Raw genomic sequence first — 13,339 nt, 5'->3', positions numbered from 1 at the left:
CGTCAAGTGGACCTGCGCTTCGGTGACAGCAAACCGACGGACGACGAGAGGGCGGCCGTCGACGGCCTGCTCGGACCGCCCGGGTCGTCCTGGGAGGGCGCCGACCGCTCCGACGCCGACCTGCGGTGGGCGCGCGGCGGTCGCGCGGCCCGGGACCGCCGCGACCTGCTGCTGCCGGGGCTGCACGCGATCAACGACCGGATCGGCTGGATCAGCGAGGGCGCCCTCGACTACCTGTGCCGGCGGCTGACGGTGCCGCCGGCGGAGGCGTACGGCGTCGCCACCTTCTACGCCCTGTTCTCCGTCCGGCCGCGCCCGGCGACCGTGCTCCACGTGTGCACGGACCTCGCGTGCGCGGCGGCCGGGGCGGGCGGGCTGTGCGCGGGCGCCGAGGAGCGGCTCGGCCCCGGCAGCGGGGTCTCGGTGCAGCGCAGCCCCTGTCTGGGCCTGTGCGAACGGGCCCCGGCGGCACTCGCCGTCAAGGCCGGCGATCCGGTGCGCACGGCGGTCGCGGCGCCCGCGACCGTGCGCGACGCGGTGCTCGCCGCGAGCGCCCCGGACTCGGCGCCCGAGGAACCGTCCGCCGCGGCGGCTGTGCCGCAGTGCGGCGATCCCTCGCTCACCCTGCTGCGCCGCGTGGGCGTCGTCGACCCCGCCTCGCTCGACGACTACCGCGCGCACGGCGGCTACACCGCGCTGCGCCGGGCCTTCGCGCTCGGCCCCGCGGGCGTCATCCGCGAGGTCACCGACTCCGGGCTGGCCGGCCGCGGCGGGGCCGCCTTCCCCACCGGCCGCAAGTGGCAGGCCACGGCGGCCCAGCCGGACCGTCCGCACTACCTCGTCTGCAACGCCGACGAGTCCGAGCCGGGCACCTTCAAGGACCGCGTGCTCATGGAGGGCGACCCCTACGCGCTGGTCGAGGCGATGACCGTCGCCGCGTACGCGACCGGCGCGCACAAGGGCTACCTGTATCTGCGCGGCGAGTACCCGCGCGCCCAGCGGCGCCTGGAGCACGCCCTCGCGCAGGCCCGCGCGCGCGGCTTCCTCGGCGAGGACGTCCTCGGCACGGGCTACGCCTTCGACATCGAGATCCGCCGGGGCGCCGGGGCGTACATCTGCGGCGAGGAGACCGCCCTGTTCAACTCCATCGAGGGCTACCGGGGCGAGCCGCGCTCCAAGCCGCCCTTCCCTGTGGAGAAGGGCCTGTTCGGCAAGCCCACGGTCGAGAACAACGTGGAGACGCTGGTCAACGTGCTGCCGATCCTGACCATGGGAGCGCCGGCGTACGCGGCGATCGGCACCGGCGCCTCGACGGGACCGAAGCTGTTCTGCGTCTCCGGGAGCGTGGCCCGGCCCGGCGTCTACGAGCTGCCGTTCGGCGCGACGCTGGGCGAGCTGCTGGAGCTGGCCGGGGTGCGCGCCGGTCTGCGGGCGGTGCTGCTGGGCGGGGCGGCGGGCGGCTTCGTCCGGGCCGACGAGCTGGACATCCCGCTCACCTTCGAGGGCACGCGCGAGGCGGGCACCACGCTCGGCTCGGGTGTGGTGATGGCCTTCGACGGCACCGTGCCGCTGCCGCGGCTGCTGCTGCGCATCGCGGAGTTCTTCCGCGACGAGAGCTGCGGGCAGTGCGTGCCCTGCCGGGTCGGGACGGTGCGGCAGGAGGAGGCCCTGCACCGGATCGCCGAGCGCTCCGGCGCGGCGGCCGCCGGGGACGTCGCCCTGCTCAGGGAGGTCGGCCGCACCATGCGGGACGCCTCGATCTGCGGTCTGGGCCAGACCGCGTGGAACGCCGTGGAATCCGCCATCGACCGTCTGGGGGCGTACGAATGACCGTGACACCGCTGGGGATTCCGCGCCGGCTGCTGGAGTTCACCCTGGACGGGGAGTCCGTACGGGCCCCGGAGGGCTCGACGATCCTCGACGCCTGCCGGGCGGCCGGCAAGGACGTGCCGACCCTGTGCGAGGGCGACACGCTGCGGCCCAAGAACGCCTGCCGGGTGTGTGTCGTGGAGGTGGAGGGGGCCAGGACACTGGTCCCGGCCTGCTCGCGCGAGGCCGAGCCGGGCATGCGGGTGCGCACCGGCACCGAGCGGGCCCGGCACAGCCGCAAGGTGGTCCTGGAGCTGCTCGCCTCCTCGGTGGACCTGTCCACGACCCCCGGAGCCGCCCGGTGGATCAAGGAGTACGAGGCGAAGCCGGACCGGTTCGGCCCCGACGCGGCCCGGGTGGAGGAGGAGCCGCGGATCGACAACGAGCTGTACGTGCGCGACTACGGCAAGTGCATCCTCTGCTACAAGTGCGTGGACGCCTGCGGCGACCAGTGGCAGAACAGCTTCGCGATCTCGGTCGCCGGGCGGGGCTTCGACGCCCGCATCGCGGTGGAGCACGACGCGGCGCTGACCGACTCGGCGTGTGTGTACTGCGGCAACTGCATCGAGGTGTGCCCGACGGGCGCGCTGTCCTTCAAGTCCGAGTTCGACATGCGGGCGGCGGGTACCTGGAACGAGGCCGCGCAGACCGGGACGACCACCGTGTGCGCGTACTGCGGAGTGGGCTGCAACCTCACCCTCCATGTGCAGGACAATGAGATCGTGAAGGTCACCTCTCCGCACGACAACCCGGTGACCCACGGCAACCTGTGCATCAAGGGCCGCTTCGGCTACCAGCACGTACAGAACCGGGACTGACGGGACTGATCGAGACATGGGACGAGTCACGGAACGACGCAAGGTCATCCGGATCCGGGACGGAGCCGTCTCCACCCGGCCGGACACCCTCGTCGCCGAGGAACCCCTGGAGATCCGCCTCAACGGCAAGCCGCTCGCGATCACCATGCGGACCCCGGGCGACGACTTCGCCCTGGCCGCGGGCTTCCTGGTGAGCGAGGGCGTCCTCGCCGAGCGCACGGACCTGCAGAACATCGTCTACTGCGCGGGCGCCACGGTGGACGGCTCCAACACGTACAACGTGGTGGACGTGAGGACCGCGCCGGGCGTGGCCCTCCCCGACATCACCCTCGAACGCAACGTGTACACGACCTCGTCCTGCGGCCTGTGCGGCAAGGCGAGTCTGGACGCGGTGCGCACGACGGCCCGCTGGCCGATCGCCGACGCTCCCCCGGTCCGGCTCGACCCCGAACTCCTCGCGAGCCTCCCCGACCGGCTCCGCGCGGCCCAGCGGGTCTTCGACCGGACCGGGGGTCTGCACGCGGCGGCCCTGTTCACCGAGGACGGCGAACTCGTCGACGTCCGGGAGGACGTGGGCCGGCACAACGCGGTCGACAAACTGGTCGGCCGCGCCCTGCAGGACGGGAACCTGCCGCTGTCCCGGTCGGTGCTGCTGGTCTCGGGGCGCGCCAGCTTCGAACTGGCGCAGAAGGCCGTGATGGCGGGGATACCCGTCCTCGCGGCGGTCTCGGCGCCCTCCTCGCTGGCGGTCGACCTGGCCGCCGAGACGGGGCTGACCCTGGTGGGCTTCCTGCGGGGCGCCTCCATGAACGTGTACGCGGGCGAACACCGGATCGCTCTGCGGACCGCGGCCGCCCGAGGCTGACCGGCTCCCCCGCGACACGGCGGCGGGGCCCCGACCGGCGGGGAGCGCCCCCTGCGCCGTGCCGGGGCCCCGCGGTTCCCCGACCGGCCCGGCGGCGGGGGCGGCCGGCGGACGGACGTACGGCCGTGCCCCGGCCTCCGGTACGACGGGCGGTAGGCCATCCGTGCCGTGACACGAGCGCGGTTCTTGTCGGGCACGGGACGAGCCGCCTAGCGTCTGCCCTGCGCATGTCGGACGGGGATGTCCGGATGCCCGGACATCCCATCGGACGATCAAGGGCGGAACGCACCATGCCGTCAGGAGTTCGCGCACGCCTCACGGCCGCCCTCACCGCCACCGCCGCGGCCCTCGCCACGGTCGCGGCCTCCCCTCCCGAGCCGTCCCGGCCGGCCGGCGGCGCGGCCCCCTTCACGCAGCAGGTCCTCTTCCGGGCCTCCCAGGACCCCGGGTACGCCTGCTTCCGCATCCCGGCGATCGTGCGGACCCGGAGCGGCACCCTGCTGGCCTTCGCCGAGGGCCGGGTGCTGAACTGCGGGGACGCCGCCGACATCGACATCGTGCTGAAGCGCTCGACCGACGGCGGCCGCACCTGGGGCCCCCTCCGGGTCGTCAACGACGGCGGCGGCGACACCCACGGCAACCCCGCCCCGATGGTGGACCGCCGCACCGGCCGCGTCCTGCTCGCCGAGACCTACAACACGGGCCGCACGGACAGCGCGAACTGCGCCGCCCCCTGCGACCGCACCCCCTACCTCCAGTACAGCGACGACGACGGACTGACCTGGTCCGCGCCCCGGGACCTGAGCGACCAGGCACTGCCGGCGGAGTGGAACTCCTGGTACGCGACCGGCCCCGTGCACGGCATCCAGCTCACCCGGGGCCCGCACGCCGGACGGCTGGTCTTCGGCGTCAACACCGAGACCTGGGCGGGGGGCCGGGTCACCGCCAACCACGCCGCGCTCGTCGTCAGCGACGACGGGGGCGCCACCTGGCGGGCCGGCGCCACCGACACCTGGCCGGTCTCCGCCGACGGCACCTTCCGCCAGAAGCCGTCCGAGGTGACCCTCACCGAGCGGGCGGACGGCACGCTCCTCGTCAGCGGCCGGGAGCAGGACGGCACGGACCTCGGGCACCGCGGCCAGACGTACAGCCGGGACGGCGGCGACAGCTTCACCGGCCCGTTCGAGGACCTGCCGGACCTGTACACGCCCCAGGTCCAGGGCGCCACCCTGCGGCTGGGCGAGCGGCTGCTGCTGTCCGCCCCCGCCGACCCGGACCGCCGCCGGACCATGATGGTGCGCAGTTCCTACGACGGCGGCGCCACCTGGGACGGCGTGGACCGCGGCAAGGTCGTCACCACGGACTGGGCGGGCTACTCGGACCTGGTTCAGGCCGCCCCCGGCACGGTGGGCCTGCTGTACGAGGCCGGTACGGCCGACGCGCGCGACGAGATCCGCTTCGCCCGTTTCACCGAGGGCTGGCTCGGCCCGCGCGGGGGCCCCGACCCCACCACCGCGGACCTCGCCCCCGGGGCGCCCCCCGCGACGGTGCTCGGCGGGGCCGGGACCGCCGGCGGGGTCCTCGGCCGGGCCCTGGAGTTCGACGGGCGCGACGACGCGGTGCGGCTGCCGTACCGCTCCGGCCTGCCGCTCGGCACCGGCGACTTCACCGCGTCCCTGTTCTTCCGCTACACGGCGGCGGGCGGCGAGCAGCCGTTCCTCTGGATGGGCGGCATCGGCACCGGCCAGCCCCAGGTGTGGCTGCGCGGCGAGCCGGCGAACGGCCGGGTGCGCGGGCTGATCACCACGCGCGAGGGGTTCGGGACGCTGCGCACCGCGTCCGTGTGGGCGGGCGACGCCGCGAACGACGGGGCGTGGCACCACCTCGCGCTGCGCCGGGGCGGCGGACGGCTGACGCTGTTCCTCGACGGCAGGGCGGTCTCCGCACCGGACGTGGCCGGTTCGGTCAGCCGCAACACGCCCTTCGGCGTGCACGTCGGGCAGCGCATGGACGGCCGGGCCTTCCTCACCGGCGCGGTCGACGAGGTGCGGGTGTGGAACAGGGCGCTCGGCGACGGCGAGTTGACCGCCGCGTCCCGGGGGTCGGCCGCCGCGGCGGGCACCGTCCTGTGGCTGCCCATGGACCGGGTGCGCCCGGGACGCTAACGTCCCCCGGGTGCCCGACGCGACACGAGCACGGCAGCGCACGGGAACCGGCCTCGGCGTCCTGCTGGCCCTGGTTCTCGGGGCCGTGCTGCTCACCGCCCTCCCGGACGACGGCGGCGGACGGGAGGGCGGCGCCGGGTGCGGGCCCCGGTCGGTCGGCTCCTGGTCGGCGGCGAAGGGCCTGACGGCCGAGTTCGCCCGCTACGGCGACGACCCCGCGCGCACCGACGACTGGACCGGCGGTGACGGCACGCGCTCGGTGCGGCTGCCGGACGGGCGGCTGCTGTGGCTGTTCTCGGACACCTACCTCGGCCAGGTGTACGCCCCGCCCAACCCGTTCGGCGAGTCCGCCACCTGGCGGGAGGCGAGCGCGCCCATGGTGCGCAACTCGGCCGTCGTCATGCGCGGCGGGCGCCTGGAACGCACGCTGCCCGCCCCGCTGTTCGCGGACCCGGGGCCGAACCGGTGGCGCTGGCCGGTGGCGGCCCGGGTCGAACCCCGCTCGCCCGGTGCGCGGGAGCGGGTCCTGCGGGTGGTGCTGTGGGTGCGCTCGGCCGGGCAGCCGCCCTGGATCTTCGGGGTGCCGGAGGCCACCGAGGTGGCCACGCTCGCCCTGCCGGACCTGCGGGTGGAGTCGGCCGTGCCGGTCTTCGACCAGCGGCTGGTGCCCGACCCGTCGCGGCGGGTGCTGTTCGGCACCACGCTGGTGGAGAGGGGCGGCTGGACGTACGTCTTCGGGGGCGACGACGGCCAGGCGGCCTCCCGGCCGGTGTCGCGGGCGTACCTCGCGCGCGTGCCCGTGGGCCGGCTCGCGGAACCCGGCGCCTGGCGCTACCGGTCCGGCCGGGCGTGGGTGCGCCCGGCTGCCGCCCGGCCCCGGCCCGTGCTCGGGGACGGCCGGCGCACCGGGGTGGGCAGCGCCTTCTCGGTGGCGCGGGTGGCGGGGACGTACGTGCTGTTCACGATGGCCGCCGGCCCCGCGGGGCTGACGACGGTGGCGTCGTACTGGGCCTGTTCGCCCGAGGGCCCGTGGCGCGGGCCGGCGAAGGGGTTCAGCCCCGCCCTGCCGCCGGGCGCCCGGGTCGCCGCCTACAACCCGCAGACCCACCCCGCGCTGAGCGGCCCGGGGCGCCTGGTGCTGAGCTACGACGTCAACTGGCTGGCGCCGGACGGTGCCGCGGCCCAGCTCAGCCGGAACGTGTCGCTGTACCGACCGCGGTTCGTGACGCTGCGGGCGGCTCCGGCGCGGTGAGCCGGTCCTGGGCGAGGGCCTCGGGGTCGCGGCTGCGGCGCTTGGCGATGACCGCGCACACCATCAGCTGCATCTGGTGGAAGAGCATCAGCGGCAGCACGGCGAGGGCGGCGTGCGCGCCGAACAGGACGCTCGCCATGGGCAGTCCGGCGGCCAGGGACTTCTTGGAGCCGGCGAACTGGATCGCGACGCGGTCCGCCCGGTCGAAGCGCAGCGCCCTGGCGCCGTACCAGGTCAGGGCGAGCATGACGGCGAGCAGCACCGCCTCGACGAGGAGCAGCCCGGCGAGGCGGACCGCGCTGACCTGCTGCCAGATGCCCTGCACCACGCCCTTGCCGAACGCGGTGTAGACGACCAGCAGGATGGAGCCGCGGTCGACGAGGCCGAGGAGCCTCTTGTGCCGGGTGACGAAGGCGCCGATCCAGCGGCGCAGCACCTGCCCGGCGGCGAACGGCACGAGCAGCTGGAGCACGACTCCCACCAGGGAGTCGGCGGAGAACCCGGCGGAGCCGCCGCCGAGCACGGCCGCCGCGAGCAGCGGGGTGAGGAGGATGCCGACGAGGGAGGAGAAGGAGCCGGCGCAGATCGCGGCGGGGACGTTGCCCCGGGCCATCGAGGTGAAGGCGATCGAGGACTGGATGGTCGAGGGGACCAGGGTGAGGAAGAGCAGCCCCTGGTAGAGAGGCTGGGTCAGCAGCCCCGGCACGAGCCCGCCGGCCGCGAGGCCCAGCAGCGGGAAGACCACGAAGGTGCAGGCGAGGACGGTGGCGTGCAGCCGCCAGTGCTTGAGCCCGTCCAGCGCCTCACGGGTGGAGAGCCGGGCGCCGTAGAGGAAGAACAGGAAGGCGATCGCGGCCGTGGAGGCGCCGGAGGCCACGCCGGCCGCCGTGCCGCGGGCCGGGAACAGGGCGGCGAGGCCGACCGTCCCGAGCAGCAGCAGGATGTACGGGTCGGCCGGCGGCCTTCGGAACCATCGCAGGCGTTTCACTGTGCTCCACTACGTCGTTCGTCGCGTCGCTGTACGTCGGACACCCGGCACGGACGTGCCCTCTCCATCGTCCTCCGCGGCCCCGCGATCGGGAATCCGGCACACCACTCTGACTGTCATCACGTTCCGCGATGACGGCGGTAGGGTGGCGGCGTGTACGACCCGTCGCAGCTGCGCACGTTCCTCGCGGTGGCCCAGGCCCTGAGCTTCACCCGGGCCGCCCGGCGCCTCGGCCTGCGCCAGTCCACCGTCAGCCAGCACGTCCGGCGGCTGGAGGGCGCCGTCGGCAGGCCCCTGTTCGTCCGCGACACCCACTCGGTGGAGCTGACGGAGGACGGCGAGGCGATGCTCGGCTTCGCGCGAAGGATCCTCGCGGTGCACGAGCAGGCGTCGGCGTTCTTCACGGGGACCCGGCTGCGCGGCAGGCTGCGCTTCGGGGCGTCCGAGGACTTCGTGCTGACCCGGCTGCCGGAGATCCTGGAGGGCTTCCGCTACGAGCACCCGGAGGTCGACCTGGAGCTGACGGTCGAGCTCTCGGGGACCCTGCACGAGCAGCTGGCGGCCGGGAAGCTGGACCTGGTGCTGGCCAAGCGGCGGCCCGAGGAGCCCGGCGGCGCGCTGGTCTGGCACGACCGGCTGGTGTGGATCGGCGCGGAGCGGCTGCGTCCGGAGCCGGACCGCCCGGTGCCGCTGATCGTCTATCCCCCGCCGGGCATCACCCGGGCGCTGGCGCTGGAGGCGCTGGAGCGGCAGGGCCGCGCGTGGCGGATCGTGTGCACGAGCGGCAGCCTCAACGGGCTGATCGCGGCGGCGCGGGCCGGACTCGGCGTCATGGCGCACTCCCGGGGCCTGATCCCGCCCGGCCTGGTGCGCGTGCCCGACCGGGCCGGACTGCCGGAGCTGGGACGCGTCGACTTCGTGCTGGTCCACGGCCCGCGCCGGACCGGCGCGCAGGGCGCGGCCGACGCGCTGGCCGCGGCGATCATCGCGGGCGGCGACCGGCTGCACCGGCGGTGACGGGGCCCGGCCGGCGGGGGCGGTCCGCACGTACAGATTCGGTGGAGATCACGGTCCCGAAACTTACTCAACCGTCAGCTTTCTGTCCTGCCCTTCCCCTTGTGAGCGTATTTTCCTTCGCTGATCAGTGGGTTCCCGAGCGCCGCCGCGTTCGCGGACCCCTCCCGCCCGCACGACGGGTGGGGTAGCTTTCACCGCGCCGCGCTGAGCGTCAGCCGAGGCATTCGGAGCGGGGAGCGGGGTTTGCGCGAATTCACCAACCCTCCGTTGGCGTTGGCGCCGCCGGTGGGCGGCCTGGCCGACACCGTCTTCCAGCACGCCCGGGAGGACCCCTCGTACGTGGTCCTCGGCCGCAAGGGCGAGGACGGCCGCTGGCGCGACGTGACCGCCGCCGAGTTCCGCGACGAGGTGCTGGCGCTGGCCAAGGGGCTGCTCGCGCGGGGCATCCGGTTCGGCGACCGGGTCGCGCTGATGTCCCGCACCCGGTACGAGTGGACGCTCTTCGACTACGCCCTGTGGACGATCGGCGCCCAGGTGGTGCCCGTCTATCCCACGTCCTCGGCCGAGCAGTGCTTCTGGATGCTGTACGACGCCGAGTGCTCGGCGGCGGTCGTCGAGCACGAGGACCACGCCATGACGATCGCGACCGTCATCGACCGCCTCCCCCGGCTGCACCAGCTGTGGCAGCTGGACTCGGGCGCGGTGCAGGAGCTGTACGAGGCGGGCGGCCACCTGGACGACGAGGTGGTCCACCGCCACCGCGAGGCGGTCACCCCGGACTCGGTGGCGACCGTCATCTACACCTCCGGCACCACCGGCCGCCCCAAGGGCTGCGTCCTCTCGCACGGCAACTTCATGTTCGAGGCGGACACCGTCATCGAGCGCTGGGAGCCGGTGTTCCACTCCCGCAGGGGCGACGAGGCGGCGACCCTGCTGTTCCTGCCGCTCGCGCACGTCTTCGGGCGGATGGTGCAGGTGGCCGCGGTCCGCGGCAGGGTCCGCTTCGGCCACCAGCCGCAGATGAACGCCGCGGCCCTGCTGCCGGACCTCGCCGCGTTCCGGCCGACGTTCTTCCTCGCGGTGCCGTACATCTTCGAGAAGGTGTTCAACGCCTCGCGCCGCAAGGCCGAGAAGGAGGGCCGGGCGGGCGCCTTCGAGAAGGCGGTCGAGGTCGCGGTGAAGTACGCGGACGCCATGGAGGCCAAGGCGTGGGGCACCGGCCCCGGCCCGTCGGCCGGGCTGCGGATGCAGCACCAGGTCTTCGACAAGCTGGTGTACGGCAAGATGCGCGCCGCGATGGGCGGCCGCATCCGGCAGGCGATGACGGGCGGCTCGGGCATGGACCGCCGGCTCGGCCTGTTCTTCGCGGGCGCAGGCGTCCACGTCTACGAGGGGTACGGCCTCACCGAGTCCACCGCGGCGGCCACCGCCAACCCGCCCTACCACACCCGCTACGGCACGGTGGGCCAGCCCATCCCGGGCATGACCGTGCACATCGCCGACGACGGCGAGGTCTGGCTGAACGGCGGCAACGTCTTCCAGGGCTATCTGAACAACCCGAAGGCGACGGACGCGGCCCTGCACGACGGCTGGCTCGCCACCGGCGACCTCGGCTCGCTGGACGAGGACGGCTACCTCACGATCACCGGCCGCAAGAAGGAGATCCTCGTGACCTCCGGTGGCAAGAGCGTCTCGCCGGGCGTGCTGGAGGAGCGCGTCCGCGACCATCCGCTGGTCGCCCAGTGCATCGTCGTCGGCAACGACCGCCCGTACATCGCCGCCCTGGTCACCCTCGACCAGGAGTCGGTCGAGCACTGGCTGATGATGCGCGACAAGCCGCGGCTCTCCCCCGCGGAGCTGGTGCGCGACGCCGATCTGGAGACCGAGGTGCGCCGGGCCGTCGTCGCCGCCAACACCCTGGTCTCGCAGGCCGAGTCGATCCGCACGTTCCGCATCCTCGCCCAGCCCTTCACCGAGGAGCACGGTCTGCTCACGCCGTCGCTGAAGCTCAAGCGCAAGGCCATCGAGAACGCCTACGCCGATGAGGTCGAGGCGCTCTACCGCGCCTGACCCGGCCGGCCGCCGCGGATTCGCCGGTCAGGAATGCACGACGCCCCGTGATCGTTGACGATGGGAGTCCCACCTGACGACAACCGTAAGGATCAAGAGCTCGTGAGCAGCAAGGTCCCCCCGATCATCCTGAACAACGGCGTCGAGATGCCCCAGCTGGGCTTCGGCGTCTGGCAGGTGCCGGACGACGAGGCGGAGCAGGCGGTCGCGACGGCGTTGCAGGCCGGGTACCGCAGCATCGACACAGCGGCGATCTACGGCAACGAGGAGGGCACCGGCAAGGCCGTCGCGGCCTCCGGCGTCCCCCGTGAGGACATCTTCGTCACCACCAAGCTCTGGAACCGCGACCAGGGCTACGACACGACCCTGCGCGCCTTCGACGTGTCGCTGGGCAAGCTGGGCCTGGACTACGTCGACCTGTACCTCATCCACTGGCCGGTGCCCGGACGCGACCGCTACGTCGACACCTACAAGGCGTTCGAGAAGCTCCTCGCCGACGGGCGCGTACGCGCGATCGGCGTGTCCAACTTCCTGCCGGAGCACCTGGAGCGGCTGATCGGCGAGACCTCGGTCGTCCCGGCGGTCAACCAGATCGAGCTGCACCCGCACCTGCAGCAGCACGCGTCGCGCGCGTTCCACGCCGAGCGGGGCATCGCCACCGAGGCGTGGTCGCCGCTCGGCCAGGGCCAGGGCCTGCTGGAGGTCCCGGCGATCGTGGCCATCGGGCGCAAGCACGGCCGCAGCCCGGCCCAGGTGGTGCTGCGCTGGCACCTGCAGACCGGCAACGTCGTGATCCCGAAGTCCGTGACGCCCTCGCGGATCAGGGAGAACATCGAGGTCTTCGACTTCAGCCTGGACGACGAGGACCTCGCGGCCATCAGCGCGCTCAACGAGGACCGGCGCATCGGCGGCCACCCGGCCACCGTCGAGTAGGACGCGCGGGCCCGCCCGGCGGGGGGCGGGCCTTCGCGCGGGAGGAGCGGTCAGCCGGGGTCCACGTCGGTGAAGACGACCTCGAACTCCTCCAGACCGGTCACGGCCACCCGGGCCTTCGCGGCCCCCTCGTGCCGGACCGCCGCCTGCCCCGCGCGGGACGCCGCCAGCGCCGTCCCGTCCACGAAGACCGCTCCGGCCGTGCCGCGCCCGCGCTCCCGGTCGACCAGCAGGGTCGCCCGCACCAGCCCGGGAAGCGCTTCGAGCCGGGGCAGCACCGTCGCCCGGAAGGTGTCGGTGAGCAGGTCGGCGTCCCTGGGGTCGAACTCCAGCCGGGTGAGCCGCAGGCCCGCGCCCGCCTGCGGTCTGCGCACCTGGTGCACCACCGCGGTCTCGTAGTTCTCCACGGCCAGGGTCCCGGCGAACGGCTCCAGCATGGCCGCGCGCCGCTCCCTCAGCACCTCGTCGCTGGTGTGGCGGGCCCGCTCCGACTCCCACCAGCTCGCCGCCAGGAGCTTTCCGAGCGTCCGGTCGGCGAACACGCTCGCCCCCCGGTAGCCGGGCCGGTCCTCCAGCAGGTCGCGTCCTTCGGTGTTCATCGCCCTGATGGCCGTGTCGATCTTCGCGGGATCGCCGGTCGCGTAGACGGCACGTACGAACATGACACCTCCCGGGATTGCCGGGCCCCGTACGGAATCCTCCTCCCGTCCAGTCTTCTCCCGGGGCCCGCGCACCGCAATCAGCCCCCGGGCCCGAGGTGACGCGCGCGGGGATACGGGGTCTTGTGAAGGGGTCGTTCCGCAGGACACCGCCAAGGACTCCCGTCCCGGACTGAAGGGCCCCACCGTGCGCATCCGAACGCTGACCCTGACCGCGGCCTCCGGTGCCGCACTGCTCGCCGCCGGGCTGCTCCCCGCGAGCGCCTCCGGAGCCCCCCGCCCGGTGCCCGCCCCGGAGGGCTCGGTGAGCGCGGCCCGGCTGCTCGCCCGGGTGGCGTCCTGCACCCGGATCTCCCAGGGCGCCTACCGCACCGACGCGGGGGCCGCGGCGGCCACCGTCCCGGTCTGCGGCACACCGGACGCGGTGTTCTGGAAGGCCGACATGGACATCGACTGCGACGGGCAGCGCACCGCGAAGTGCAACGAGAACACCGATCCGTACTTCCTGCCGGACACCGCGTTCCGGCAGTCCGACGGCCGGGCGCTGCGCTCCGACACGCTCCCCTACATCGTCGTGCCGGGCCCCAGCGGCGTCTGGGACCACACCGCCTCCGGGATCCGGGGCGGCTCGGTGGCCGCCGTCGTGTACGGCGACCGCGTCCTGTACGCCGTCGTCGGCGACACCGGCCCCCGGGGGATCATC

At 74.0% G+C, this 13,339-nt stretch carries 11 protein-coding genes; 9 read left to right on the top strand and 2 right to left on the bottom strand.

Translation table 11 applies throughout. The features are described from left to right. Positions 1 to 6: 6 nt before the first annotated feature. From SZN_RS12730 to SZN_RS12710, 5 genes are all read left to right on the top strand, one after another. Positions 7 to 1,830, top strand: a complete 1,824-nt coding sequence (locus tag SZN_RS12730; protein ID WP_007494922.1) for an NADH-ubiquinone oxidoreductase-F iron-sulfur binding region domain-containing protein — start codon at positions 7 to 9, stop codon at positions 1,828 to 1,830. Continuing rightward, a complete protein-coding gene (locus SZN_RS12725) occupies positions 1,827 to 2,687 on the top strand; it encodes a 2Fe-2S iron-sulfur cluster-binding protein (protein ID WP_007494921.1) in 861 nt (286 codons plus the stop codon). Before SZN_RS12730 ends, SZN_RS12725 begins: the two co-directional genes overlap by 4 nt. Positions 2,688 to 2,703: 16 nt before the next feature. Further along, positions 2,704 to 3,552 carry a formate dehydrogenase accessory sulfurtransferase FdhD gene (fdhD, locus tag SZN_RS12720; protein WP_007494920.1) on the top strand — a complete coding sequence of 283 codons (849 nt, stop codon included), beginning with the start codon at positions 2,704 to 2,706 and terminating at the stop codon, positions 3,550 to 3,552. Between the two features lie 290 nt (positions 3,553 to 3,842). Then, a complete protein-coding gene (locus tag SZN_RS12715) occupies positions 3,843 to 5,717 on the top strand; it encodes a sialidase family protein (protein WP_007494919.1) in 1,875 nt (624 codons plus the stop codon). 10 nt (positions 5,718 to 5,727) lie between these two features. Continuing rightward, a complete protein-coding gene (locus SZN_RS12710; protein WP_043730295.1) occupies positions 5,728 to 6,969 on the top strand; it encodes a DUF4185 domain-containing protein in 1,242 nt (413 codons plus the stop codon). Here SZN_RS12710 and SZN_RS12705 read toward each other — a convergent pair. Further along, entirely contained in the window at positions 6,905 to 7,957 is a 1,053-nt protein-coding gene (locus SZN_RS12705) for a bile acid:sodium symporter family protein (RefSeq protein ID WP_007494917.1), read from the bottom strand. The genes SZN_RS12710 and SZN_RS12705 overlap by 65 nt on opposite strands. A gap of 153 nt (positions 7,958 to 8,110) precedes the next feature. Here SZN_RS12705 and SZN_RS12700 point away from each other — a divergent pair, with 153 nt between their 5' ends. The 3 genes from SZN_RS12700 (at position 8,111) to SZN_RS12690 (ending at position 11,977) form a co-directional block, all read left to right on the top strand. Next, positions 8,111 to 8,974 (top strand): LysR substrate-binding domain-containing protein, encoded by an 864-nt coding sequence (locus SZN_RS12700; protein ID WP_007494916.1) that lies wholly within the window; start codon positions 8,111 to 8,113, stop codon positions 8,972 to 8,974. Positions 8,975 to 9,217: 243 nt separating this feature from the next. Beyond that, positions 9,218 to 11,044, top strand: a complete 1,827-nt coding sequence (locus SZN_RS12695; protein WP_043730294.1) for an AMP-dependent synthetase/ligase — start codon at positions 9,218 to 9,220, stop codon at positions 11,042 to 11,044. Positions 11,045 to 11,146: 102 nt separating this feature from the next. Next, positions 11,147 to 11,977 (top strand): aldo/keto reductase, encoded by an 831-nt coding sequence (locus SZN_RS12690; protein WP_007494914.1) that lies wholly within the window; start codon positions 11,147 to 11,149, stop codon positions 11,975 to 11,977. Between the two features lie 50 nt (positions 11,978 to 12,027). On the opposite strand, the gene SZN_RS12685 is transcribed toward SZN_RS12690, so the two are convergent. Next, positions 12,028 to 12,639, bottom strand: coding sequence for a hypothetical protein (locus tag SZN_RS12685; protein ID WP_007494912.1), 612 nt, complete (start codon positions 12,637 to 12,639; stop codon positions 12,028 to 12,030). Positions 12,640 to 12,823: 184 nt separating this feature from the next. On the opposite strand from SZN_RS12685, the gene SZN_RS12680 reads away from it, so the two are divergent. After that, positions 12,824 to 13,339, top strand: a 516-nt coding sequence (locus tag SZN_RS12680) for a glycoside hydrolase family 75 protein (RefSeq protein WP_007494910.1), incomplete at its 3' end; no start/stop codon positions are given.

This window comes from Streptomyces zinciresistens K42, assembly GCF_000225525.1.
In the GTDB taxonomy this organism is placed as follows: Bacteria; Actinomycetota; Actinomycetes; order Streptomycetales; family Streptomycetaceae; genus Streptomyces; species Streptomyces zinciresistens.
The sequence above is the reverse complement of the archived record's forward strand: the minus strand, read 5'-3'. Positions and strand labels throughout refer to the sequence as shown.

What these genes read in the sequence shown, in the direction of transcription:
- SZN_RS12725 (WP_007494921.1), top strand. Translation starts at nt 1,827, where the DNA reads ATGACCGTGACACCGCTGGGGATTCCGCGCCGGCTGCTGGAGTTCACC.
- fdhD (WP_007494920.1), top strand. Translation starts at nt 2,704, where the DNA reads ATGGGACGAGTCACGGAACGACGCAAGGTCATCCGGATCCGGGACGGA.
- SZN_RS12715 (WP_007494919.1), top strand. Translation starts at nt 3,843, where the DNA reads ATGCCGTCAGGAGTTCGCGCACGCCTCACGGCCGCCCTCACCGCCACC.
- SZN_RS12685 (WP_007494912.1), bottom strand. Translation starts at nt 12,639, where the DNA reads ATGTTCGTACGTGCCGTCTACGCGACCGGCGATCCCGCGAAGATCGAC.